This is a genomic window from Glaciibacter sp. 2TAF33 (genome assembly GCF_052114945.1).
Taxonomy (GTDB): domain Bacteria; phylum Actinomycetota; class Actinomycetes; order Actinomycetales; family Microbacteriaceae; genus Cryobacterium.
The window spans coordinates 296,395-319,402 of the sequence record NZ_JBFRFS010000005.1 but is presented as its reverse complement, the minus strand read 5'-3'; the positions used below and the strand labels follow the sequence as shown (position 1 = coordinate 319,402).

General features: G+C 66.6%; 21 protein-coding genes and 3 tRNA genes. 13 read left to right on the top strand and 11 right to left on the bottom strand.

What is annotated here, in order from left to right; genetic code table 11:
* Positions 1 to 117: 117 nt before the first annotated feature.
* Complete coding sequence (locus tag AB4Y94_RS06940) at positions 118 to 1,512, bottom strand: pyridoxal phosphate-dependent decarboxylase family protein (protein WP_441726580.1); 1,395 nt, start codon at positions 1,510 to 1,512, stop codon at positions 118 to 120.
* Between the two features lie 323 nt (positions 1,513 to 1,835).
* On the opposite strand from AB4Y94_RS06940, the gene AB4Y94_RS06935 reads away from it, so the two are divergent.
* The 4 genes from AB4Y94_RS06935 (at position 1,836) to AB4Y94_RS06920 (ending at position 6,015) form a co-directional block, all read left to right on the top strand.
* The gene (locus AB4Y94_RS06935) at positions 1,836 to 2,615 is read left to right on the top strand and encodes a DUF2382 domain-containing protein (protein ID WP_441726577.1); all 780 of its coding nucleotides are present in this window, start codon (positions 1,836 to 1,838) and stop codon (positions 2,613 to 2,615) included.
* 89 nt (positions 2,616 to 2,704) lie between these two features.
* Positions 2,705 to 3,952, top strand: a complete 1,248-nt coding sequence (locus AB4Y94_RS06930) for an NAD(P)/FAD-dependent oxidoreductase (RefSeq protein WP_441726575.1) — start codon at positions 2,705 to 2,707, stop codon at positions 3,950 to 3,952.
* A gap of 176 nt (positions 3,953 to 4,128) precedes the next feature.
* Positions 4,129 to 4,779 (top strand): ScbR family autoregulator-binding transcription factor, encoded by a 651-nt coding sequence (locus tag AB4Y94_RS06925; protein WP_441726573.1) that lies wholly within the window; start codon positions 4,129 to 4,131, stop codon positions 4,777 to 4,779.
* A 69-nt stretch (positions 4,780 to 4,848) separates the two neighbouring features.
* The gene (locus AB4Y94_RS06920) at positions 4,849 to 6,015 is read left to right on the top strand and encodes an MFS transporter (protein ID WP_441726570.1); all 1,167 of its coding nucleotides are present in this window, start codon (positions 4,849 to 4,851) and stop codon (positions 6,013 to 6,015) included.
* 96 nt (positions 6,016 to 6,111) lie between these two features.
* On the opposite strand, the gene AB4Y94_RS06915 is transcribed toward AB4Y94_RS06920, so the two are convergent.
* Positions 6,112 to 6,195, bottom strand: a tRNA-Leu gene (locus AB4Y94_RS06915).
* Positions 6,196 to 6,480: 285 nt separating this feature from the next.
* On the opposite strand from AB4Y94_RS06915, the gene AB4Y94_RS06910 reads away from it, so the two are divergent.
* The 7 genes from AB4Y94_RS06910 (at position 6,481) to pknB (ending at position 15,334) form a co-directional block, all read left to right on the top strand.
* Entirely contained in the window at positions 6,481 to 7,230 is a 750-nt protein-coding gene (locus AB4Y94_RS06910) for an FhaA domain-containing protein (RefSeq protein ID WP_441726568.1), read from the top strand.
* Between the two features lie 2 nt (positions 7,231 to 7,232).
* Entirely contained in the window at positions 7,233 to 7,808 is a 576-nt protein-coding gene (locus tag AB4Y94_RS06905; protein ID WP_441726704.1) for an FHA domain-containing protein FhaB/FipA, read from the top strand.
* Between the two features lie 4 nt (positions 7,809 to 7,812).
* Positions 7,813 to 9,039 (top strand): PP2C family protein-serine/threonine phosphatase, encoded by a 1,227-nt coding sequence (locus tag AB4Y94_RS06900; RefSeq protein WP_441726565.1) that lies wholly within the window; start codon positions 7,813 to 7,815, stop codon positions 9,037 to 9,039.
* Positions 9,040 to 9,046: 7 nt separating this feature from the next.
* A complete protein-coding gene (locus tag AB4Y94_RS06895) occupies positions 9,047 to 10,426 on the top strand; it encodes an FtsW/RodA/SpoVE family cell cycle protein (protein ID WP_441726563.1) in 1,380 nt (459 codons plus the stop codon).
* A complete protein-coding gene (locus AB4Y94_RS06890) occupies positions 10,426 to 11,877 on the top strand; it encodes a peptidoglycan D,D-transpeptidase FtsI family protein (RefSeq protein ID WP_441726702.1) in 1,452 nt (483 codons plus the stop codon). Before AB4Y94_RS06895 ends, AB4Y94_RS06890 begins: the two co-directional genes overlap by 1 nt.
* Complete coding sequence (locus AB4Y94_RS06885; protein WP_441726560.1) at positions 11,874 to 13,574, top strand: protein kinase domain-containing protein; 1,701 nt, start codon at positions 11,874 to 11,876, stop codon at positions 13,572 to 13,574. Before AB4Y94_RS06890 ends, AB4Y94_RS06885 begins: the two co-directional genes overlap by 4 nt.
* 62 nt (positions 13,575 to 13,636) lie before the next feature.
* Positions 13,637 to 15,334, top strand: a complete 1,698-nt coding sequence (gene pknB / locus AB4Y94_RS06880) for a Stk1 family PASTA domain-containing Ser/Thr kinase (RefSeq protein ID WP_441726557.1) — start codon at positions 13,637 to 13,639, stop codon at positions 15,332 to 15,334.
* Here pknB and AB4Y94_RS06875 read toward each other — a convergent pair.
* Genes AB4Y94_RS06875 through AB4Y94_RS06865 form a run of 3 tightly spaced genes read right to left on the bottom strand, consistent with a single transcriptional unit; the run spans position 15,331 to position 16,991 of the window.
* Positions 15,331 to 15,969, bottom strand: a complete 639-nt coding sequence (locus tag AB4Y94_RS06875; protein WP_441726554.1) for an anthranilate synthase component II — start codon at positions 15,967 to 15,969, stop codon at positions 15,331 to 15,333. The genes pknB and AB4Y94_RS06875 overlap by 4 nt on opposite strands.
* Positions 15,966 to 16,127, bottom strand: a complete 162-nt coding sequence (locus AB4Y94_RS06870; protein WP_441726551.1) for a hypothetical protein — start codon at positions 16,125 to 16,127, stop codon at positions 15,966 to 15,968. Before AB4Y94_RS06870 ends, AB4Y94_RS06875 begins: the two co-directional genes overlap by 4 nt.
* Before the next feature lie 9 nt (positions 16,128 to 16,136).
* Positions 16,137 to 16,991, bottom strand: a complete 855-nt coding sequence (locus tag AB4Y94_RS06865) for a class E sortase (RefSeq protein ID WP_441726549.1) — start codon at positions 16,989 to 16,991, stop codon at positions 16,137 to 16,139.
* Positions 16,992 to 17,072: 81 nt separating this feature from the next.
* Between AB4Y94_RS06865 and AB4Y94_RS06860 the strand changes: the two genes are divergently transcribed.
* Positions 17,073 to 17,318 carry a cell division protein CrgA gene (locus tag AB4Y94_RS06860; RefSeq protein ID WP_441726548.1) on the top strand — a complete coding sequence of 82 codons (246 nt, stop codon included), beginning with the start codon at positions 17,073 to 17,075 and terminating at the stop codon, positions 17,316 to 17,318.
* A gap of 371 nt (positions 17,319 to 17,689) precedes the next feature.
* Here AB4Y94_RS06860 and AB4Y94_RS06855 read toward each other — a convergent pair whose 3' ends face one another.
* Positions 17,690 to 18,538 carry a rhomboid family intramembrane serine protease gene (locus AB4Y94_RS06855; protein ID WP_441726545.1) on the bottom strand — a complete coding sequence of 283 codons (849 nt, stop codon included), beginning with the start codon at positions 18,536 to 18,538 and terminating at the stop codon, positions 17,690 to 17,692.
* Between the two features lie 14 nt (positions 18,539 to 18,552).
* Positions 18,553 to 19,092: a peptidylprolyl isomerase gene (locus AB4Y94_RS06850; RefSeq protein ID WP_441726542.1), complete on the bottom strand. Its 540-nt coding sequence runs from the start codon at positions 19,090 to 19,092 to the stop codon at positions 18,553 to 18,555.
* A 133-nt stretch (positions 19,093 to 19,225) separates the two neighbouring features.
* Between AB4Y94_RS06850 and AB4Y94_RS06845 the strand changes: the two genes are divergently transcribed.
* Entirely contained in the window at positions 19,226 to 19,756 is a 531-nt protein-coding gene (locus AB4Y94_RS06845; RefSeq protein WP_441726541.1) for a hypothetical protein, read from the top strand.
* Positions 19,757 to 19,841: 85 nt separating this feature from the next.
* Here the strand turns inward: AB4Y94_RS06845 and AB4Y94_RS06840 are convergent.
* From AB4Y94_RS06840 to gyrA, 4 genes are all read right to left on the bottom strand, one after another.
* Positions 19,842 to 19,914: transfer RNA gene (locus tag AB4Y94_RS06840), tRNA-Ala, on the bottom strand.
* A gap of 37 nt (positions 19,915 to 19,951) precedes the next feature.
* A tRNA-Ile gene (locus tag AB4Y94_RS06835) sits at positions 19,952 to 20,025 on the bottom strand.
* A 59-nt stretch (positions 20,026 to 20,084) separates the two neighbouring features.
* A complete protein-coding gene (locus tag AB4Y94_RS06830) occupies positions 20,085 to 20,489 on the bottom strand; it encodes a DUF3566 domain-containing protein (protein WP_441726539.1) in 405 nt (134 codons plus the stop codon).
* The gene (gene gyrA / locus AB4Y94_RS06825) at positions 20,482 to 22,992 is read right to left on the bottom strand and encodes a DNA gyrase subunit A (RefSeq protein WP_441726699.1); all 2,511 of its coding nucleotides are present in this window, start codon (positions 22,990 to 22,992) and stop codon (positions 20,482 to 20,484) included. The genes AB4Y94_RS06830 and gyrA overlap by 8 nt, the downstream gene beginning before the upstream one ends.
* Between the last annotated feature and the right edge of the window lie 16 nt (positions 22,993 to 23,008).

The following is a 23,008-nucleotide window of genomic DNA, read 5'->3' as shown; positions in this document are numbered from 1 at the left end:
GACCGCCGGGCGCCGGCGTGTCCCCGGCGAGCGACGCTGAGCGCCGGCGAACTCCCCGCACGGTACATGCCGTCGCGGTTACACCCGCTCCGCAAGATATGCCTGCGCGGGAATGTGTCAAGTCGCGGTCGTGACCGCGCGCTCGATGGCCGCCAGCGACTGGCTCACGTCGTCGGCATCCGTCGACCAGTTGCTCACCAAGATGCGCAGGATCTCCCGATCGTGCCACCGCGATCCGGACATCCACGCCGCGCCGTCGGCGATGAGTGCCGCGGTGACGCGGCGGGTCGTCTCGTCGTCACCGAAACTCACGCTCACCTGGGTGAACACGACTTCGTTCAGCACCTCGGCACCGGCGATGAGGGCGATGCCGTCGGCGAGCGCTCGGGCGTTGGCGGCGAGCCGCTCGACCAGTTGCACCGTTCCCGAACGCCCGAGCGAGCGAAGCGCGGCCCACACGGTCACCCCGCGGGCCCGCCGCGACAGCTCAGGCACCTTCTCGAACGCGTCACCGGGCCCGGGGTCGTCCTGGAACAGGTAGCTGGTATGCACGCCGAACGCGGGTCGCACGGCGTCCGGATCGGCAACGATCGCCATGCCGCAGTCGTAGGGGACGTTGAGGGTCTTGTGGGCGTCCGTCGCCCAGGAATCGGCGAGTTCCACGCCGGCCAGTGCCTCCCGGTACTCCGGGCTCGCGGCGGCCCAGAGCCCGAAGGCGCCGTCCACGTGCACCCACGCGCCGCGATCGTGCGCAACCCGGATCGACTCGGCCATCGGGTCGAAGGCCCCGGAATGCAGGTTGCCGAGCTGGAGGCACACGATGGCCGGCGAACCCGAGATGCCGGGCTCATCCATGGCCGCTGCCAGCGCGTCGGGCCGCAGTCGTCCCTGGTCGTCGACGTCCACGACGATCGGCCCGCCCAAACCCAGATACCGCAGCGTGAGGTCGATCACGTCGTGACGCTCTGCTCCCACGAAGACACGGATGCGCGGCGCCCCGCTCAGTCCGACCGCTGCCAGGTCCCAGCCGATCCTTCCCAGCACCTGCTGCCGCCCCGCCGCGAGGCCGACGAAATTGGCCATCGTGGCCCCGGTCGTGAAGCCGACGTCCGACCCGGCCGGCAGGCCGAGGAGGTCCAGCAGCCACGCACCCGCCGCCTCCTCGGCGGCGGCCATCGCCGGGGTGGCGTACCTCATGCCGGCATTCTGGTCCCAGGCGCTGACCAGCCAGTCTGCGGCCAGGGCAGCGGGCAGGGTCCCCCCGATCACCCAGCCGAAGAAGCGCCCGGACGGCATCGCCATCAGGCCGGGGTCGGCGAGCGCGGCCAACTCGTCGACGACGTCGGCAGGGTCGGTCGGACCGTCCGGCAGCGGCGCACCGAAACCCGCCAGCAATTCCTCCGCCCGCTTCCGGGGTCCGACCGGACGTGACGGAATGGACGCGAGCCACGCCATGGCGTGGGTTCTCGCCCGCTCCAGCGCCTCTGCATAGGCGTCCGGCTGAGCCGACATGCCCCTCATGGTAGCGCCGCGCCCGATCCACGCGCCATCCCTTTTCTTCCGCCATCTCCAGTCGCGCACCCCCCTCCGCCGAGAACGCAGTCGTTGGGTTTATGACGCGCTCTAAGACCCAACAACTGCGTTCTCGGCGGGGGGAGGAGGGAAAAAGCGGTGCTTTTCTCATTCCGTCTCCCTGAGCGCAACCCCCTTGCCGCAACAGACAGACCGGACTTGGTTATCCGTTGACAGTCAAACCGCCGCCGGGCACCCGTGCAGCGACGGCACTACACCGATTGGGCGAATCTGTGCGATCCGCCCGCACGTTTGGAGCACCAATGATCACCACCGAAAACCTCGACACCCTCTTGAGCGGGAACGCTGCCGTCATCGACCCGTCAGGCGACAAGATCGGTAGCGTCGGACAGATATTCCTCGACGAAGAGTCCGGCCAGCCGGCCTGGGTGACGGTCAAGACCGGCCTCTTCGGCATGTCGGAGTCGTTCGTTCCACTCGCCGACGCGACAGTCCAGGGCAACGACATCCGGGTCAGCAGCGACAAGGCCACCGTGAAAGACGCCCCCCGCATCGACGATGAGGACGGCCGCATCAGCCGCAGCCAGGAAAACGAGCTCTACCGTTATTACGGCCTCACCGCGGGAGGCAGCTACGGGCAAACGGATGCGCCGGTCGGCGACACCCGCCAGGCCCCGGTGACCGACACCGACGATTCGATGACGCGGTCGGAGGAACGCCTGCACGTGGGCACCGAAAGCACCGAGACCGGACGGGTTCGCCTGCGCAAGTACATCGTCACCGAGAACGTCACCCGCACGGTTCCGGTGAGCCACGAGGAAGTGCGGCTGGAGCGCGAACCGATCACCGAGTCCAACGTCGGCGACGCCCTCTCGGGGCCAGAGCTCACCGAGAGCGAGCACGAGGTCACCCTGCACGCGGAGCGACCCGTGGTGGAGAAGGAAACCGTGCCCGTGGAAAAGGTGCGGCTCGACAAGGACACCGTCACCGAAGAGGTACCCGTCAATGAGGAAGTGCGCCGCGAAGAAGTCGAGATCGACGACTCCTCGGATGCGAGCGGAACCGGTCGGAACCGCCTCTAGTCGACCTGTCCCGCCCCCTGCAGGGCCCCCGCCGAACCGGGGGCCCTGCGCCCGTTCTGCGAAACCAACATCGGGAGTAGTGTGCCGCTATGGATGCGACATCTCAGGTCGTCATCGTCGGCGGCGGTTTTGCCGGCGTTTCGGCGGCCAAGAAACTCGGTCGGCGCGGAGTCGGTGTGCTGCTCATCGACAAGAACAATTACCACCAGTTCCAGCCCCTGCTGTACCAGGTCGCGACGTCACAGATCGGGGTGTCCGAGGTCTCGAGGCCGTTCCGGGCGATGTTCCACCGGAACAAGAACGTTCGGGTGTTCACCGACGAGGTGACGTCCATCGACGCGGCCGCACGCAGCGTCACCACCTCGGACGGCTCGACTTTCACGGCCGACGCACTGGTGGTCGCCACGGGCGCGGAAGCCAACTTCTTCAACACGCCCGGTGCCGAGGAGTACTCCTACCCCTTGTACTCATTGACCGACGCCACACGTCTGGGTGGCGCCCTCGTCGACCTGCTCGACCGCGCCGACCGCGACCCGGGAGCGGGCAATCCGCTGAACTTCGTCATTGTCGGCGCCGGCCCCACCGGCGTTGAGACCGCCGGAGCCATCGCGGAGAACATCAAGTACGTCGTCCCTGGCTACTTCTCCCCGGGCCTGGCCGCTCGCTGCCGGGTGCACCTTGTCGACATGGCGCCGACCCTCCTCGGTGCGTTCTCGGCGAAATCGCAGAAGTACACGGCTGCCCGGCTGGTCAAGAACGGTGTTCGCCTCAAATTCGGTTCGGGCGTGACCGAGATCCGCGCGGACGCCGTCGTCCTTGCCGACGGGACCACGATCCCCAGCCGCATCGTCGTCTGGGCGGGCGGGCTGAAGGCCGGTGCGATCCTCGCCGACTCCGGGCTGCCACAGGGGCGGGGCGGCCGCATCGATGTGAATCCCGACCTCACAGTCCCCGGCTTCGACGGCGTCTACGTGTTGGGTGACGCGGCGAACATCACGGATGCCAGGGGGTCGCACCTTCCGCAACTCGGGTCTGTCGCCCAGCAGTCCGGGGCGTGGGCGGCGAAGAACATCCACGCCGGTCTCACCGGAGGGGGAAGGGAACCGTTCAAATACCTCGACAAGGGGTATATGGCCATGGTGGGCCGGGGCGCTGCGGTCGCGGAGCTCGGCCGTAAGCGGATGCAGCTGCAGGGCCCGCTGGCGTTCATCGCCTGGCTCGCCGTGCACATGGCCCTGCTCTCCGGGACCCGGCAGAAGGCATCCGCTCTTCTGTCATGGGCGGACGACTACCTCAGCCACACCCGCTCGCACGTGGTGCTCGGGCGTCCGGGGTAGCGCGGTCGAACAGGATCACCGTTGAAACATACTGTCTGGTATGTTTTGACCTGGGGAACATGGGGTGGACAGCAGGAATCGGGTGGTGCGCCCGGGGGGACGCACCACCCGCGCTGTGCGGCGGTTAAACTGGGCGCCGGGTTTCTCTATCCCGGGTACTAGTTCCAGGGAGCGGGATGGCACGTCAGGCTCGAGCAGTCCAGACCCGGGCGGGGATCCTCGAAAACGCTGCCGCCGTCTTCCAGGGCAAGGGGTACGGCGCCACATCGCTCGCGGACGTCAGCGCGGCATCCGGCGTCACCAAGGGCGCACTCTACTTCCACTTCGACTCCAAGGAAGCCCTCGCGCTGGCCGTGATCGAGGCCCAGCACCACCGTTCCATCTCGCTCGGCCGAGCGCTGGTCGAACAAAACGAATCGGGGCTGCGAGCCGCGCTGGTGATGTCGTTCCAACTCGCCCGCCAGTTGCGAGACGACACCGTGGTGCGCGCCGGCATCCGCCTGACCATGGAGGCATCGAGCTTTTCGGCGCCGGTACGTGAGCCCTACCTCGAATGGATGACCGCATTCGAGGGATACCTTCGGAGCGCCATCGCCGGGGGCGATGTGCGTGAGGACATCGACGTGGGCGCCGTCGCCCATTTCATCATTCCCGCGTTCACCGGCGTGCAGCTGGTCTCCGAGGCGCTCACCGGCCGTGCGGACATCTACGACCGGGTCACCCAGCTGTGGCAGTTCCTGCTTCCCGCCCTGGTCCCTGAGCAGCGTTGGGCAGAGCTCTCCGGCCTGCCGTCCCGCATCCGGCACGAGGTCATCGGTGCCGAATAGGCCGGGGCGGAGTCTCCTCAACGTCCGTGGCATCCAACGGATGACGTCCGCCGCCGATCGACCGCGCCGATGAGCGCGATCGCCTACCTCGCCACGGCCACCCCGCTGCGAATGGCCAGTGGCGGATCGATCGTGGCGATCCCGATTCTTGCGGTCGAGCGTTTCGGTGATGTCGCCCTCGGCGGCGCCCTGGTCGCGGCGTCGCTGGCGCCCAGCATCCTCGCCGCCCCACTGGCCGGGGTGGCCCTCGACCGCACGTCCCATCCGCGGTGGCTCATCGCCGGGGCCGGCGTCGTCACCGCCGCGGCGTTTGTGACTGCCGCCTTCCTGGGCGCGGTGCCACTGCCGTTGGTCTTCGGGGCACTGATTGCCGCCGGAACAGTGACGCCCTTCTTCATGGGCGGGCTGTCGAGCTTCGCCACCGAGGCGATCCCTGACGAGCGCCGGGCGTATGCCAATGACGCCCTCTCCTACAACCTCGGGGCGGTTGCCGGTCCGGCGATCGTCGCCACCGCCGCCACCGTGGGGTCCGCGCAGCTCGCCATGCTCCTGCTTGCTGGCGGAGCACTGTTGGGGGCCATTGCCACTGTCTCGATCCGGCTGAGCGCACTGGCGGTGACGACCGGTTCCATCTGGACGGCGATGCGGGCGGGGTTGACCCACATCGCGACCCATCGGCCACTCGCGCTGGTCACTGCGTCCGGAACGCTCAGCCAGTTGGGCAATGGCGGACTCGCCATCTCGGCCGTCGCGCTGTCACTCGAGCGGGCCGGGTCTCCTGACGCCGGTGCCGTCATCGTGTCGGCCGCCGCCATCGGCGGCCTCCTGGGCGCGCTGGCGATCGCGGCACGGCAGGGAAGGATGCCGCCGGAGCGCGTCATGGGTCTGGGTTTCGCCGCGACCGGGCTGTTCACGGTTGCCGCCGCGATCAACTTCGGCCTCGTCTGGAGCATCGTGGCGATCGGGCTCTCGGGCTTGTTCACCGCGTCGAGTTCGGCGGCGATGCTGTTGCTGCGCAAACAGCAAAGTCCCCTCGCTTACCGTTCCCAGGTATTCACGGTCGGCGCCGGGCTGCGTGCCACTGCCTCGGCGGCCGGCGCAGCCCTGGCCGGCGCGGCAGCCGCCGCGGGCCTCAGCGCCGGCGTCCTGATCATGGGCGTCGGGATCGCCTGGATCGCGTCAGCCCTGCTGCTGATCGCCTACCCGCGCAATGCGCCACCCATCGACGGGAAATAGCAGCTGGAACGACGAAAGCCCCCGATCTCTCGGGGGCTTTCTCGTGTTCGCCTGGGATTCGCACATTCGAAACGCTCTATGCGAAAAAACCCACTGTGCGCGAGGGGGGACTTGAACCCCCACGCCCTTTCGAGCACTGGCACCTGAAGCCAGCGCGTCTGCCAATTCCGCCACTCGCGCGAACTTAGGAATGCTAGCACTTTCAGCTGGCCCTTCGCCATTCGAGGTGACGGAACGGGCGCGCCGGTCCGGCCACGAGGGCGTCGTGGGGCGGAGACGCCGGTATGCGGGTGGCACGCCTGGCGCTGGGCGGCGCACCTCCCGCACGCCGTCGGCGCCGGGCCGAGCGGTGAGCGGAGTGGGCGCACTGGCGCGGACATTGCGTGCCCTGATCCGGTGTGGAGGCGAGTTAACACTCCAGCCAAGTAACATGCTGATAGCCAAACGGACCGGATCGGGAGACCTGTGGGCATACTGGACAACTTTGAAAAGGGCTTGGAACGCGCCGTCAACGGCGCTTTCGCCAAGACCTTTAAGTCGGGCTTGCAGCCGGTGGAGATCACTGCGGCGCTGCGACGCGAGCTCGACACCAAAGCCGCGGTCGTTTCCCGCGACCGTATCCTCGCGCCCAATAAGTTCAGCGTGCGCATGGCGCCGGCCGACTTCCAGCGGATGAGCGGCCTTGGCCCCACCCTGGTCGACGAACTGACCCAGCTGGTGCAGCAGCACGCCGCCACCCAGCGGTACCAGTTCGCGGGCGGCATCTCCATCGCACTCACCGAGGACCGGGGCCTCTCGGTGGGCATGGTGCAGATCGATTCCACCACCGTCCAGGGCAGCGTCGCGTGGACCCCGGTGCTCGACATCAACGGCAAGCGCTACCCCCTCGGCAAGTCACGCACCGTGATCGGCCGTGGCAGTGACGCCGACATCACCGTCGATGACACCGGTACCTCACGGCGCCACGTCGAGATCCTCTGGGACGGCTCTCGCGCGAAGGTGCGCGACCTCGGCTCGACCAACGGCTCGCAGCTGAACGGCTCACCGGTCAAGGAGGCGGTGCTCGAACCGGATTCGGTCGTCACCATCGGCCGAACCCGGATCGTCTTCCGGGTGCTTGCGCAGGCGGCATCCGGTGGCCAGCCCGTCGACCGGCACATCGACGACGCCACCCAACGCCACGACATGGGCGGATTCTGGGGGCCCTCGGCATGAGCGTGAGCGAACTCACCCTTCTGGCCCTTCGCCTCGGCTTCCTCTTGCTGCTCTGGCTGTTCATATTCGGCATCGTCTATGCGCTGCGCAGCGACCTGTTCGGCCAGCGGGTCCGCAAGCTGCCAACGGATGCCGCGTCGCCGGCCCCGGCCGCCGCGTTCCCCGCAGCGGCACCGGTCCCGGTCGCGACACCCGTGGCGTCGCCGGCGGCGCTCACCGAGCCTGTGGCGGCAGCACCGTTCACCGGAGGGCCGGGTTTCGGTGACTCGGGCAAGGCCACGGCGCAGAACGCGAGCCGCCTGGTGATCACGTCCGGGCCGAAAGCGGGCACTGAGTTCCCGCTCACCGCGGAATCAGTCACCATCGGCCGCTCGAGCGACTCGAGCCTCGTCATCCGCGACGATTACACCTCCACCCACCACGCCAGGCTGATGCTCTGGAACGACGAGTGGATGATCCAGGACCTGGACTCCACCAACGGCACCTTCCTCGACGGAATCCGCGTTGCGGTGCCCACGCCCGTGCCGCTGGACGTCACCGTCAAGATTGGCGCGACCAGCTTCGAGCTTCGGCGGTAGGTGCATGGCGACAGTCAGTCAGAGCGCGGCCGCCTCCCACGTTGGCAAGATTCGTTCCAACAACCAGGATTCCGGTTACGCCGGGCACACGTTGTTCGTGGTCGCCGACGGCATGGGCGGGCACGCCGGTGGCGATGTCGCGTCCGCCATCACGACCAAGCGGGTCATCGAAGCGGATAAGCCGTACCTCACGGCACAGGACGCGGAATTCGCACTCCAGGCCGCGCTGATCGGCGCGAACTCGCAGCTGGCCGAGACGGTGTTCGAGCATGCCGAACTCACCGGCATGGGAACCACGGTCAGCGCCCTGGTCGTGCTCGAGGACCAGGTCGCGATCGCCCACATCGGCGATTCCCGCATCTACCTGTGCCGTGACGGCGAGCTGGCCCAGATCACCACCGACCACACCTTCGTGCAGCGGCTCGTGGACAGCGGGCGAATCACGGAGCAGGAAGCGATGGTGCACCCGCGGCGCTCGGTGCTGATGCGGGTGCTCGGTGACGTCGAATCGGCGCCCGAGATCGACACCTCCATCCTCGCCACCCTGCCGGGCGACCGGTGGCTGATCTGCTCGGACGGCCTGAGCGGCGTCGTGTCGCACGCGGCGATCGCCGCCGCCATGGCGGCCGACGGGAGCGCGCAGGACGTCGCGGATCGACTGGTCAAGGAAAGCCTGGACGGCGGTGCCCCCGACAATGTGACGGTGGTCGTCGTCGACATCGGATCCGGCCCCGGGCAGGCGGCCTCTCCGGTTGTCGTCGGCTCGGCTGCCGCCCCGCTCGCGTTCGGCGAAGAACCCTTGCGCGCCCGTTCACTGCGGATCCCCACGCTGCGGCTCCACCCGGTGCGGGAGACCCACTTCGAGCCGGATTCCCAGGACTACCTCTCCGAGCTCATCGAAGAAGACGAGCGTCGTGCCCGCCGCCGGAAGGTCACCTGGCTGGTCGGGATCATCCTTGTGGTCGTCGCCATCGTCGGCGGCGCCGTCCTCGGCTACCAGTACACCCAGACCAGGTACTTCGTCGGCGTGAGCGGCAACTCGGTCGCCATCTACCAGGGCGTGCAGCAGGACCTTGGCCCGATCAAGCTCTCCAGCGTGTACGAAGACACCGGCGTCAGCGTCGATGACCTGCGCGTCTACGACCGGCAGCAGGTCGAGCAAACGATCAGCGCCTCTTCCCTCGAAGAGGCCAGGCTCATTGTTGAACGGTTGCACGATGCCATCGAGTGAGCAGGCTATGACGGATGCCCCTCGCCGGTCCCCGGGGCAGGGCCGGGTGCGTCGCATCCACCTTCCACAGAAGCTCCGCAACCTCGAGCTGTTCCTGCTCCTGGTGGCGTGCGGGATCAACGCCGGCGCGGTGGTGCTGGTGCAGCTCGGTGCGCTCGGGCACATCGACACCCAGCTCGTCCTGCTCGGCGCCGGCCTGTCACTGCTGGTGCTCTGCCTGCACGTGGCGATGCGATTCGTCGCCCGCGACGCCGACCCGTTCATCCTGCCGATGGTGACGCTGCTCAATGGCATCGGGGTCGCCATGATCTACCGCATCGACATCGCGAACAAGGAATCCGGCTGGCAGAGCGCCTCGGTGCGCCAGATCGCCTGGAGTGCCATCGCGATCGCGTGCGCTCTCGCGGTCATCCTCGTCATCCGGAACCACCGCGTGCTGTTCCGCTATACCTACATCGCGGGTTTCGTCGCCGTGGTCCTGCTCTTGCTGCCCCTGGTTCCGGGGCTCGGACGGGAGGTCAGCGGCGCCAGGGTGTGGATCGGGTTCGGCGAGTTCGCCACTTTCCAGCCCGGTGAGATCGCCAAGATCGCCCTGGCGGTGTTCTTCGCCGGCTATCTGGTGCGAAACCGGGACTCCCTCTCCATGGTGGGCAGGAAGGTGCTCGGCATCCGCTTCCCGCGCCTGCGGGACCTCGGTCCGATCCTCGTGATCTGGGCGTTGTCGATGTCGGTGATCATCTTCCAGCGCGACCTCGGGACGGCGCTGCTCTACTTCGGCCTGTTCCTGGTGATGCTCTACCTGGCCACCGGCCGACTGAGCTGGGTCCTGATCGGCCTCGGCCTGTTCGCCGGCGGCGCCCTCGTTGCCAGCCAGGTGCTCAGCTACGTCAACGGGCGTATCACCAACTGGCTCGACGCGTTCAACCCGGACGTCTACAACGCGGACGGCGGCAGCTTCCAACTGGTCCAGGGACTCTTCGGCCTGGCCAAGGGCGGCCTGGTCGGAACCGGTCTCGGCCAGGGCCGGCCGGACATCACCCCGGTCCCGCAGAGCGACTACATCATCGCGAGCCTCGGCGAGGAGCTGGGCCTGGCCGGGATCTTCGCCATCCTCGCCCTCTACCTCTTGATCGTCGCCCGGGGCTTCCGGATCGGCTTCGCCGGACAGGACGATTTCGGCAAGCTGCTCGGCGTCGGCCTCTCCTTCGTCGTGGCACTGCAGTGCTTCATCGTGATCGGCGGCGTGACCCGTATCATCCCCCTGACCGGCCTCACCACGCCGTTCCTCGCGGCGGGAGGGTCATCCCTGGTCGCCAACTGGATCATCGCCGCACTCCTGCTTCGACTGTCCGACACCATTCGAAACCAACCCAGGCTGGTGGTGTGATGAACCGCGAACTCAAGCGCGTCAGCATCATCGTGCTCCTCATGTTCATCGCACTGCTCTCGTCGACCACGATCGTGCAGGTTTTCCAGGCCGACAATCTCTCAGCGGATGCCCGCAACACCCGGACCCTCTATGACAGCTATTCGGTCGAGCGCGGTCCGATCCTGGTCGCCGGGGAGCCGATCGCCCAGTCGATGCCGGCCGGCGACGACTACAAGTTCCTGCGCACATACAGCAATGGCCCGTTGTACGCGCCGATCACCGGGTTCATCCCGGTCAACGGCGCGCCGACCGGACTGGAGCATGCCCTGAACGGCGAGTTGAGTGGCACCTCGAATTCCCAGTTCTTTGACAAGCTGAGCGCGATCTTCACCGGCAAGAACCCCACCGGCGCGGCGGTGGAGACCACCATCGACCCCGTCGCCCAGCGGGCCGCGTGGGACGCGCTCGGGGACTTCACCGGATCCGTGGTGGTGACCGAACCGAAGACGGGACGGGTTCTGGCCATGGTCTCCAAGCCCGGTTACGACCCCAACACCCTCACCGTGCACGACGGCAAAGCCGTGACGACGGCCTACGACGCCCTGGTCGACGACCCGGGCAATCCGCTGATGAACAGGGCGATCGGCGACCTCAACCCGCCCGGTTCGGTCTTCAAACTCGTCGTTGTGACGGCGGCGCTCGAGTCCGGCAAGTTCACCCCCGACAGCACGTTCCCCAACCCCGGGACGTTCCAGCTGCCGGGATCCAGCTCGATCGTCATCAACTCCGGCGGAGGCACCTGTGGCCCGGGTGACACCGTGACGATCGCCACGGCACTGCGTTTGTCGTGCAACATCCCGATGGCCGAACTCGGGCTGCAACTCGGCGACCAGGCGATTCGGGAGACGGCGGAGAAATTCGGCTTCAATTCCGACTACACCATTCCCCTCGAGGTCGCCAAGAGCGCGTACCCCCGCGGTATGGACGACGCGCAGACCGCGTTGTCGGCATTCGGCCAGTTCGAGGTGCGCGCGACGCCGCTGCAGATGTCGATGGTCTCCGGTGCCATCGCCAACGGCGGCGTGGCGATGGTCCCCAACCTGGTCGACCAGATCCTGGCGCCCAACCTGACACCGCTGCAGACCTTCAAGCCGAAGGAATTCCAGCGCGTGATGAGCCCCGAAACCGCCGCGACACTGAACCAGATGATGGTCAACGGAGTCCAGGACGGCGCTGCCAGCAATGCAAGAATAGACGGGGTTGCGGTGGCGGGTAAGACGGGCACCGCTGAGAACGGTGCTGACGATCCCTACACGCTGTGGTTCACCGGATTCGCGCCGGCGAACGATCCACAGTTTGCGATCACAGTTCTCGTTGAGAACGGTGGGGGACTTGGCCAGACGGGGTACGGCAATCTGCTTGCCGCACCTATTGCAAAGCAGGTACTAGAGGCGGTGCTGAATAAATGAGACCCACCACAGGGCTCACCTTCGGGGGACGATACGAGCTGCAGTCCCGGATTGCCATCGGGGGCATGGGCGAGGTGTGGAAAGCCACCGACCTCGTCATCGGTCGTACCGTCGCGATCAAGATCCTCAAGGACGAGTACCTCGGAGACCCGGGCTTCCTGGAGCGGTTCCGGGCCGAGGCGCGCCACGCCGCCCTGGTCAACCACGAGGGCATCGCCAACGTCTTCGACTACGGCGAGGAGGAGGGCAGCGCCTTCCTGGTGATGGAGCTGGTGCCGGGCGAGGCGCTCTCCACCATCCTCGAACGCGAGCACGTGCTCTCCACCGACAAGGTGCTGGACATCGTCGCGCAGACCGCAGCCGCCCTGCACGCCGCCCACGCCGCGGGTCTGGTGCACCGCGACATCAAGCCGGGCAACCTCCTCATCACGCCCGACGGCCGGGTCAAGATCACCGACTTCGGCATCGCCCGCATCGCCGACCAGGTTCCGCTCACCGCGACCGGCCAGGTGATGGGCACGGTGCAGTACCTTTCCCCCGAGCAGGCCAGCGGCCACCCGGCGTCACCGACCACCGACATCTATTCCCTCGGCATCGTCGCGTATGAGGCCCTGGCCGGTCGACGCCCGTTCACCGGCGAGTCACAGGTGGCCATCGCGATGGCGCAGATCAACGAAAAGGCGCCAGACCTCCCGGTCACCGTTTCAGAACCCGTGCGCAACCTCGTCTTCGCGTGCATCGCGAAGAACCCGGCTGACCGTCCTGCCTCGGCGGCGCACCTCTCACGAGCGGCGACAGCGCTGCGGCGCGGCGATGTCGCCGCTGCCGCCGCATCAGTCCCCGCCATCCTCGGCGGCAACACCGCGACCGCCGCCACCATGCTCATGCCGGGCGCGGGAGGCGCCACCCAGGCCACCACGGTGCTGCCCGCAGCGGGCGTGCCGGGTACCCGGGCCGAAGCCGCAGCTGCGGCCGCGGCAGGCAAGAAGAAGCGCAGCCCGTGGTTCTGGCCGGTGATCATCCTGATCGTGTTGCTGGCGGTCGTGCTGACCGGCACCCTGATCGCGTTGTTCTCGCAGCAGAACGGTCAGAATCCTCCGGCGAGCACCCCGGCCGCGACGGTCAACACACCGACCCCCAAGCCGAGCACCCCCACTCCGACACCCACACCGACGTCCGACACCGTGCAGGTGGCTGAAGCCGACTTCGTGGGGCTTTCCTCGGCGGATGCCCGCGCGAAGCTCGAGACCCTCGAGCTGGTCGCGAACATGGAGCCGGGCAATGCCGCGACGACGGCCGACCAGGTGGACAAGGTGTACGGCGTGAACCCCACCGGGCCGGTGAAGAAGGGCACGACCATCACCGCGAAGTATTACGGCCCGGTGGTCGTCCCCGACGCCCCGACGACTGCCCCCACCGTCACCCCGTCGACCGTTGCGACAGGCAAGACGGTTACCGTCACCTGGACGGCCCAGTCCTGTCCCGGGCAGACCCTCGCCGGATACGAGGTCGCCGCCGAAGGGCAGGATGCCGTTTCCCCGGCGCCGACCGGGCCCGATGTCACGTCGGCGACGGTCACGGCCGGCCCGAATCCGGGCACGTTCACCGTGAAATTCCGCTACTTCTGCGGAGACCAGCCGTCGGAATACTCCCCGTCATCGGCACCGGTCGTGGTGACCGCCGCCACCACACCGTAGCCCCAGCGAACCGCGGGTAATATAGCCGGGGTTGTGTCCAGACGAGTGAGGCAGGAGTCGCAGTGAGTGAAGATGGCCGTCTGATCGCGGGCAGGTACCGTGTGGGCGCGCTCATCGGCCGGGGTGGCATGTCCGACGTGCACATCGGCACCGACTCCCGCCTCGGGCGCACCGTCGCCATCAAGCTGCTGAAGTCGACCCTGGCGGCCGACCCCGCATTCCGCACCCGATTCCGCCAGGAGGCCCAGGCCGCGGCGCGGATGGCTCACCCCACGATTGTGCGGGTCTTCGACGCCGGTGAGGAGACCGTCACAGAGTCCAATGGCCATGAGGCGCAGTTGCCGTTCATCGTCATGGAATACGTCGACGGCCGACTGCTCAAGGACATCATCAGCGAGGGCCCGGTCGAGTCGACCGAAGCCGTGCGCATCATCGACGGCGTGCTGACAGCGCTGGAGTATTCCCACCGCGCCGGCGTCGTGCACCGCGACATCAAGCCGGGCAATATCATGATCACCCGCAACGGCCAGGTGAAGGTCATGGACTTCGGTATCGCGCGCGCGATCTCCGACTCGTCGACCACGGTCGCGCAGACCACCGCCATCCTGGGAACCGCCTCCTATTTCTCGCCGGAGCAGGCCAAGGGCGAATCCGTCGATGCCCGCACCGACCTGTACTCCACCGGGGTCGTGCTCTTCGAGATGCTCGCGGGCCGGCCTCCGTTCCGCGGCGAGACCCCGGTCGCCGTCGCGTACCAGCACGTGAGCGAAACCCCGGTCAAGCCCAGCTCGATCAACCCCCGGGTTTCCCCGGCGCTCGACGCTGTGGTCTTGCACGCGCTGGCCAAGGATCGTTTCGCCCGGTACCAGAGCGCAGCGGAGTTCCGCACCGAGGTGGAAATCGCCGGCGCCGGCCAGATCCCGGTGCACCGTACGGTCGACGATTCCGCGGCCGGCCTGTTCGGCGCCCCCCCTGCCGTTGTCTCGAGTTCCGAACTGGCCCTCAAGCAACTCGCCGAAGACCAGACCATGACGCGCACCCAGCGCCGCCCCCCTGTGGTCTGGGTGTGGGCGGGCATCGTCAGTGTCGTGGTCATCGTGGTGGCTGTGATGTTCTGGGTGTTCAGCCTCACTCCCTCCAGTGACATCCCCGACAACTCCCGCAAGGTCCCCTCCCTGGCCGGCCAGAGCTACGACGACGCGCAGAACTCCCTGCTCGACCTGGACCTCGCCGCCACCAAGGCGGAGGAGGCGAGTGCCACCGTTCCGAAGGACCAGGTGATCCGTACCGATCCTCCCGCGGGAACGATCGTGCAGCCCGCGGAGGTGATCAAGGTCTTCGTGTCGACCGGTGCCGTCCCCGTCGAGGTTCCTGACGTCACCAACCAGCCGATCACCGATGCGCAGGCGGCCATCACGGCGGCCGGCCTGGCGCCCGGCTCCGTCACGAAGCAGGCGTCGCCCAGTGTTCCGGCCGACGTGGTGATCTCCACCGACCCGGTGGCGCTGAGTTCTGAGCATGCCGGGGTCACCGTCAACTTCGTGGTCTCCAGCGGCACGGTCGAGCTCATCGACCTTCGGGGCCAGTCCCTCACCGCCGCCAGCGAACTGCTGCAGTCGTCCAGTCTCCAGCTCGTCGCCGTTCCGAAGCCCGACAGTTCCTGCAAGTCGCAGCCCGGCAACCCCGTCACGAATCAGTCGCTCGCGCCGGGTGACGTGCCGCAGAAGTCGACGGTCGAACTGACATACTGCAGCGGCTAACCCTGCTTCAGTAGCGGATTCAGCCCTTTCGCGGTCTCCCGCGCCTCGGGAAGACCGGCCAGCGCAAGCCAGTTGCCGAGCATCAGGTAGCCGCCCTCTGTGAGCACGGATTCCGGGTGGAATTGCACGCCCAGGATCGGTGCGGACTCGTGCCGCAGCCCCATGATGACGCCGCCCTGGGTGCGCGAGGTGACCACGAGTTCTTTCGGCACTGTCGAGTCGACGACTGCCAGGGAGTGGTACCGGGTGGCAGTGAACGGTTGCGGCACGCCGGCGTAGAAGTCGCTGCCGTCGTGCGTGATCACCGAGGTCTTCCCGTGCATCAGTTCGTCGGCGTTGGTCACGGTGGCGCCGAACGCCTCGGCGATCGCCTGGTGCCCGAGGCATACTCCGAACAGGGGCGTTCCGGCCTCGAACGCCGCCTCGACGACGGGGATGGAGACACCGGCATCCGCTGGCTTGCCGGGTCCGGGGGAGACCAGCACCCCGTCGAACTCGGCGATCCGCTGGGCGGATTGGGCCGGGTCGAAGGCGTCGTTGCGCAGGACCTCGGTTTCAGCGCCGAGCTCCTGCAGGTAACCGTTCAGGGTGTACACAAAGCTGTCGTAGTTGTCGATGACAAGGATGCGGGTCATGGGCCGCCCACCGTCGCTTCCTGGTTGTTGACGATCGAGTCCACCCAGGGGAAGACCCAGGTGGCGAGGGTGAAAAGCACCGCGGCAACCAGGATCAGAACGAGCAGTATCCGTACCCAGACCGGTCCGGGGAGGATGCGCCACACGGCTGCGTACATTCTGTCTCCTTAGCCCTGCGCCTGGGCGGCGATGATCGGTGCGAGGCCCTCTGGCGGGCCGGCGGATGTCGGTCGCCATGACTCGAAGACCCCGTACGCGATGATGCGCTCGGCCGTGGACAACAACGGGTTGCAACTGGTCAGGGTGATGATGCGGTCGGTGGGGGGTGTCCCTGGCTGGTTGGGTACCGGAGCCAGCACCTCGACCGAGGTCGGTTTGACGTAGTGGAGATCGCGGAACCGGTAGGTGTAGTACCCGTCAGCGGTCTGCACGTAGATCGCGTCGCCCAACTGGAGTTCGTTGATCAGGTGCATGCCGCCGCCGTATGCGCTGCGGTGGGCTGCCACCGCGAAATTGCCCACTTCGCCGGGCATCTGGGTTCCCTCGTAGTGACCGACGCCCAGGCGGGTGCTGTTCAGTACGTCGTGCCCGGTGCCCTCGGCGATGGCACGGTGATAGTCGGCGCCGTAGCGCGGTATATAAAGGACTGCGAAAGCGTTGCCCTCCCCGGGAGGAGCAGCAACCACCGGGTCGCCGTAACCGACCGGCCCAGCAGCCGGATCGGTGGCCGTTGGTGACGGCGCCGGGGGCGTGCTGGCGTGGCTCTGGATCCAGCCCTGGCTGATCTGGGTTGCCGCCCTGGACTGCTGGCCCGCCATGACCATGTCGTTCCACCAGAGCTGCCAGCCGATGAAGAGGAACACCAGCACACCGGCCGTGATCAGGAGTTCGCCGAGGACACCGATCACTGTCACCCGCGGGCGACGGGGCCGACGGCTGCGACGGGTCCGACGGCGCTCATCCGCGTCGCCTCCGGGGGCCGCCTCGCCGGACTGGTCTGCGGCGGTCGGCGACGGGGTCATTCCTTGATTCTATCGGGCGAAGTGGAGCCCCCAGCGGGCGCTCGAACGGGCCGCGCAGCCATTGACGCTACAATCTGAGGCATGGCACGAACGAATCCCCGCACACGGCCCGCACGCGATGAGGTAGTTCGCTCGGGCGACGACACGCCGAACCCGGTTTGGTTCAAGCCGGTGATGTTCGGCTTCATGCTGCTGGGGCTGGTGTGGATCATCGTCTTCTACGTGAGCCAGGGCACGCTTCCGGTGCCGGCTCTCGGTTCGTGGAACATCCTGGTCGGTTTCGGGATCGCCTTCATCGGCTTCCTGATGACGACGCGCTGGCGCTGAACGGCCCTCATAAACGGGGCAATTACACCAGTGTAATTATCCCCAATGTGGAAACTCCTGTGGATAACTTTTTCCTGTGCAACCAGCCCCGCAGCGACCAACTCCCCGCGACCAGCCCGCCAGCGGCGCGACTGGCTCATCCCCAGCGCTGACCCTCACTCCCACTGGGCCGGCAGACCCGCAACCCCGCGGGCATCCGCTCGCGCTGCGGTTTTCGCCACGCGCGCCGGGCAGGCCCTCAGCGCCTGCAGGAAAAGTCAGCGCGACAGCAATACCGCGACAGCACGACAACGACGGATGCGGTCAGGTGCGGGCGCGGACGCACTGCCTTCGGCGTGGGCTCAGGCCGGGAACGTTCAGGCCAGGAACGTTCAGGCCAGGAACTTGGAGAAGCTCAGCAGCACCATCACCGCGGCCAGGGCACCGATCAGCGCGAATTGCAGTGTGCGGTGGGCCCGGCGGCGGGTTTGGACGAAGATGAGCCCCATCAGGGCCCCGCCGATCAGTCCCCCGACGTGGGCCTGCCAGGCAATGCCGAGGCTGGGGATGAAACCGATGACGAGGTTGATTCCGACCAGGATCAGCAACTGGGTGGCGTTGCCGCCCAACCGGCGCTGCACCACCAGGAAGGCACCCATCAGCCCGAAGATTGCGCCCGATGCGCCGACAACGCCCTGGGCGGGGTTGGCCAGGAACAACACGCCGAGCGAGCCGGCGAGGGCGCTGAGCAGGTACAGCGCCAGGAAACGCCCCCGGCCGAGCAGGCGTTCGAGGATCTGGCCGAAGATCCAGAGCGTGTACATGTTGAGCAGCACATGGAAGATGAAGCCGGTCGAGTGCACGAAGGCGCTCGTGATCATGCGCCAGGGCTCGAAGTTTCCCGGGTAGGAGAAGAATCCCGCGTAGAACAGCTCGTCGGTGACGCCGAGGCCGGGGATCAGTTGCAGCAGGAAGATCACCACCGTCACGGCGACGAGCGCGTAGGTGACGACGGGGGAGTCGCTTCCGGTCAGGCGCCGGGCGCGGGTGAGCACGGCCGGCCTGGTGCGGGGGGCGGACTGGCGCTGCTCACGCATGCATTCGGGGCAGATGACGCCCACGGCGGCCTGGGTCTGGCACTCGGGGCAGATCGTGCGCCCGCAGCGCTGGCACAGCACGAAGCTCTGCCGGTCCGGATGCCGGTAGCAGTGATTCGCCGCCGTGTCCGGCCCAGCAGTCATCGAGAAGCCGAGACCTAAACCGGCTCGACGGTGACGCTCTCGATGACGACGTCTTCGAGGGGACGGTCGCGGCCGTCCGTGGGAACAGTGGCCAGCTTCTCAACGATCGCACGCGAGTCCTCGTCTTCGACGGCGCCGAAGATGGTGTGCTTGCCCTGCAGCCAGGTGGTCGGAACAACGGTGATGAAGAACTGTGAGCCGTTGGTGCCGCGGCCGCCCTGGATGCCGGCGTTCGCCATTGCCAGCACATATGGCTGGGTGAAGTCGAGGTCAGGGCTGATCTCGTCGTCGAACTGGTAGCCGGGGCCACCGATGCCCTGGCCCAGCGGGTCGCCGGCCTGGATCATGAAATCCTTGATGATGCGGTGGAAGATGGTGCCGTCATAGAGCGGGGCGTTCGACTTGGCGCCCGTGCCGGGGTGGGTCCATTCGATGTCACCGGTCGCGAGACCGACGAAGTTCTTGACGGTCTTCGGAGCGTGGTTCCCGAAGAGGTTGACCTTGATCGGTCCGAGAGTGGTGTTCAACGTGGCGACGGCAGTGTGCTTGGACATAGCGACAATTCTTGCACAGCGTTGATTACCGATTCTGATTGCGAGGTCCCCGCCCGAATCTCCCAGAGCGCTCCCAGTCGATTCGGTGGCATTATGGTCAGTGTTCGCAACATGACATCTATGGAGGGTCCACATGAGCCTGTCACGAAAGCGCCGCAAGGAGCTCGAACGCCTGCGGAAGAGCGCAGACGAACTATGGAGCCACCAGCAAGAGGTGCTCGACCGCGCCAACGCCGTGGCCCGCGAGGCCGGGCGCCAGGCCAGCGTGCTGACCCGTGAAGAGGTTATGCCGCGGGTACTGGAGAAGTACGAACACTATGTGCGCCCTGGAGTGCACGCGACGCAGGAAGCCGCTGATGTCGTGCGTCGCCGTTTCGTCGGGAACGTGCTTCCTGGCGTCGGAACCGCCCTCGGCACCCTGATGTCGGTGGGCGACGTCGCAAACGATGCCCGGGTGCGCGCCGCCATGACCCGCTTGCACCTCCAGAAGCCCGTCGTAGTCGAAAAGAAGGGCCCGGGCGCTGGTACCTACATCGCCCTCGGCGCGGCCCTGGTTGCCGCCGCAGGCGTCGCCTATGCCGTCTGGCAGACCTTCCGGGCGGATGACGAGCTGTGGGTCGCCGACGACGAGGGAACCCTGCCTTCCACCACCCAGGAGGATTGAGCGCGCCGCTCAGGCTTAACGAAGAACGCCCGCTCACAGAGCGGGCGTTCTTCGTTGTCCCGGCAGATCTGGCCGGATGAAACTGTGGAGCCTAGGAGAATCGAACTCCTGACCTCCTGCTTGCAAAGCAGGCGCTCTACCAATTGAGCTAAGGCCCCGGATGGCCGCCTGGTATCGCTACCATTCGGCCAATCGTGGGGATACCAGGACTTGAACCTGGGACCTCTTCGTTATCAGCGAAGCGCTCTAACCGCCTGAGCTATATCCCCGATTGGGCAGATGAAAGACTACCGGAATCTGCCACGATCTTCTAATCGAGCGGTGCTCGTCAGTTGTTTGTGAAGCCCACCAGCAGGCCGCCGGTCAGCTTGACGCTGAGGTTGTACAACAACGCGAAGATGGCTCCGAGCGCGGTGATGACGACGGTGTTGAGAATCGCGATGACGACGGCGAATCCCATCACATTGCCGATGGAAAGGATGCTGAGGAGGTCGGAGGAGCTGCCGGCGATGTCGGTGTACAGCGCGTTGGCCTTCTCCAGCACCTGGGTCGAACCCAGGACCGTGTAGACCAGGAAGGTCGCGACGACGGTCACGATCGCCAGGCAGATGGCAATCAGGAACGACAGCTTCACGCTCGACCAGAAGTCGATGTACACCAGCTTGAGGCGCACCTGCTTGGTCGACGTTCGTCGGTTCGACTTCTTGGCGAGCTTCTCCGCAACGCTACTCATCTACAGACTCTTCTTTCCCCGAATCACCCTCCGGCGCGGCTTCGGCTTCTTCCGCGACCAGATTGCGTTCGGTGTTCTTCGCTATGGCTATGATCCTGTCGTCATCCGCGAACTTAGCGAAGACCACGCCCATTGTGTCCCGGCCCTTGGCTGGGACTTCGGCAACGTCAGAGCGTACCACCTTGCCGCTGGCAAGGACCACAAGGACCTCGTCCTCGGTGTCGACAATCAGCGCGCCCACCAGGTCGCCCCGATCGTCGTTCAACTTGGCCACCTTGATGCCGAGTCCACCGCGGTTCTGCAGGCGGTATTGGTCGGCCGCGGTGCGTTTGGCGTAACCGCCCTCGGTGACGACGAAGACGTATCCGTCGTCGGAGACGACCGATGCGTCAAGCAACTGGTCCTCGCCACGGAAGTGCATGCCGATGACCCCCGAGGTGCTGCGTCCCATCGGCCGGAGCGCCTCGTCCGTCGCGGTGAAGCGGATCGACATGCCCTTGCGGGAGACCAGCAGCAGGTCGGAGTCTTCGTCGACCAGCAGCGCTGAGACCAGCTCGTCGCCCTCGCGCAGTTTGATCGCGATGATTCCGCCGGAGCGGTTGGTGTCGTACTCGGTCAGCGCGGTCTTCTTGATCAACCCGTCGCGGGTGGCCAGGGTGAGGTATTGCGCGACCTGGTAGTCGCGGATGTCGAGGATCTGCGCGATCTCCTCTCCGGGTTGCATGGCGAGGAGGTTGGCGACGTGCTGCCCCTTGGCGTCACGGCCGGCCTCCTGCACCTCATAGGCCTTGGCCCGGTACACCCGGCCCGTGTTGGTGAAGAACAGCAGCCAGTGGTGCGTGGTGGTGACGAAGAAGTGTTCCACCACGTCGTCCGCCCGAAGCTGGGCGCCCTTGACGCCCTTGCCGCCGCGGTGCTGGCTGCGGTAGTTGTCGCTGCGGGTGCGCTTGATGTAGCCGCCACGGGTGACCGTGACCACCATCTCCTCTTCGGGGATGAGGTCTTCGATCGACATGTCGCCGTCGAAACCGAACATGATCTCGGTGCGGCGGTCATCGCCGAATTTGCCGGTGATCTCTGCGAGTTCCTCGCTGACAATCGTTCGCTGGCGCTCGGGGCTGGCCAGGATCGACTTGAACTCGATGATCTGTAATTCGATCTCCGCGGCGTCGTCGATGATCTTCTGGCGCTCGAGGGCGGCCAGGCGCCGCAACTGCATCGTGAGGATCGCGTCGGCCTGGAGTTTGTCGATGTCGAGGAGTTCGATCAGGCCTTCGCGCGCGTCATCGGCGGTCGGTGATCGACGGATGAGGGCGATCACCTCGTCGAGGGCGTCGAGGGCCTTGAGGTACCCGCGCAGGATGTGGGCCTTGGCTTCGGCCTCGTCGAGACGGAACTGAGTGCGCCGCACGATCACTTCGATCTGATGCGCCACCCAGTAGCTGATGAAGCCGTCGAGCGGGAGCGTGCGCGGGATGCCATCGACGATGGCCAGCATGTTGGCGCCGAAGTTCTCCTGCAACTGGGTGTGCTTGTACAGGTTGTTCAACACCACCTTCGCCACCGCATCGCGCTTCAACACGACGACCAGGCGCTGGCCGGTGCGGCCGGAGGTCTCGTCACGGATATCGGCGATACCGGTGATCTTGCCGTCCTTGACCAGGTCGGCGATCTTGATGGCGAGGTTGTCCGGGTTGACCTGGTACGGAAGCTCGGTGATGACGAGGCAGGTGCGGCCCTGGAGTTCCTCGATGTTCACGACGGCGCGCATCGTGATCGAGCCCCGGCCGGTGCGGTAGGCGTCCTGGATCCCCTTGATGCCGAGGATCTGTGCGCCGGTGGGGAAATCGGGGCCCTTGATCCGCTGGATCAGCGCATCGAGCAGCTCCTCGCGGGTGGCGTCCGGGTTCTCCAGGTACCACTGGGCGCCGGCCGCTACCTCCCGGAGGTTGTGCGGCGGGATATTGGTGGCCATGCCGACGGCAATGCCGACGGAGCCGTTCACCAGCAGGTTCGGGAACCTGGCCGGCAGCACCGACGGCTCGAGCGTGCGGCCGTCATAGTTATCCTGGAAATCGACGGTGTTCTCGGTGATGTCGCGAACCATCTCAAGCGCGAGCGGGGCCATCTTGGTTTCGGTGTACCGTGGCGCAGCCGCGCCGTCGTTGCCGGGCGAGCCGAAGTTTCCCTGGCCGAGCGCCAGTGGGTAACGCATGCTCCACGGCTGCACCAGGCGCACCAGCGCGTCGTAGATGGACGAATCACCGTGCGGGTGGAACTGGCCCATCACGTCGCCGACGACCCTGGCGCACTTGGAGAATGCCTTGTCTGGGCGGTAGCCGCCGTCGTACATGGCGTAGATCACCCGGCGGTGCACCGGCTTCATGCCGTCACGCACGTCGGGCAGGGCACGCCCGACGATGACGCTCATCGCATAGTCGAGATAGGAGCGCTGCATCTCGAGCTGAAGGTCGACCTGGTCTACCTTGCCGTGCTGGGCCAGGTAGCGGGCAGCCTCC

Coding starts and splice junctions, on each gene's coding strand:
- AB4Y94_RS06940 (WP_441726580.1), bottom strand. CDS start 1,512: ATGTCGGCTCAGCCGGACGCCTATGCAGAGGCGCTGGAGCGGGCGAGA.
- AB4Y94_RS06920 (WP_441726570.1), top strand. CDS start 4,849: ATGAGCGCGATCGCCTACCTCGCCACGGCCACCCCGCTGCGAATGGCC.
- AB4Y94_RS06860 (WP_441726548.1), top strand. CDS start 17,073: ATGGCACGAACGAATCCCCGCACACGGCCCGCACGCGATGAGGTAGTT.
- AB4Y94_RS06875 (WP_441726554.1), bottom strand. CDS start 15,969: ATGACCCGCATCCTTGTCATCGACAACTACGACAGCTTTGTGTACACC.
- AB4Y94_RS06850 (WP_441726542.1), bottom strand. CDS start 19,092: ATGTCCAAGCACACTGCCGTCGCCACGTTGAACACCACTCTCGGACCG.
- AB4Y94_RS06885 (WP_441726560.1), top strand. CDS start 11,874: ATGAGACCCACCACAGGGCTCACCTTCGGGGGACGATACGAGCTGCAG.
- AB4Y94_RS06830 (WP_441726539.1), bottom strand. CDS start 20,489: ATGAGTAGCGTTGCGGAGAAGCTCGCCAAGAAGTCGAACCGACGAACG.
- AB4Y94_RS06845 (WP_441726541.1), top strand. CDS start 19,226: ATGAGCCTGTCACGAAAGCGCCGCAAGGAGCTCGAACGCCTGCGGAAG.
- AB4Y94_RS06895 (WP_441726563.1), top strand. CDS start 9,047: ATGACGGATGCCCCTCGCCGGTCCCCGGGGCAGGGCCGGGTGCGTCGC.
- AB4Y94_RS06890 (WP_441726702.1), top strand. CDS start 10,426: ATGAACCGCGAACTCAAGCGCGTCAGCATCATCGTGCTCCTCATGTTC.
- AB4Y94_RS06855 (WP_441726545.1), bottom strand. CDS start 18,538: ATGACTGCTGGGCCGGACACGGCGGCGAATCACTGCTACCGGCATCCG.
- AB4Y94_RS06870 (WP_441726551.1), bottom strand. CDS start 16,127: ATGTACGCAGCCGTGTGGCGCATCCTCCCCGGACCGGTCTGGGTACGG.
- AB4Y94_RS06930 (WP_441726575.1), top strand. CDS start 2,705: ATGGATGCGACATCTCAGGTCGTCATCGTCGGCGGCGGTTTTGCCGGC.
- AB4Y94_RS06900 (WP_441726565.1), top strand. CDS start 7,813: ATGGCGACAGTCAGTCAGAGCGCGGCCGCCTCCCACGTTGGCAAGATT.
- AB4Y94_RS06865 (WP_441726549.1), bottom strand. CDS start 16,991: ATGACCCCGTCGCCGACCGCCGCAGACCAGTCCGGCGAGGCGGCCCCC.
- AB4Y94_RS06925 (WP_441726573.1), top strand. CDS start 4,129: ATGGCACGTCAGGCTCGAGCAGTCCAGACCCGGGCGGGGATCCTCGAA.
- AB4Y94_RS06935 (WP_441726577.1), top strand. CDS start 1,836: ATGATCACCACCGAAAACCTCGACACCCTCTTGAGCGGGAACGCTGCC.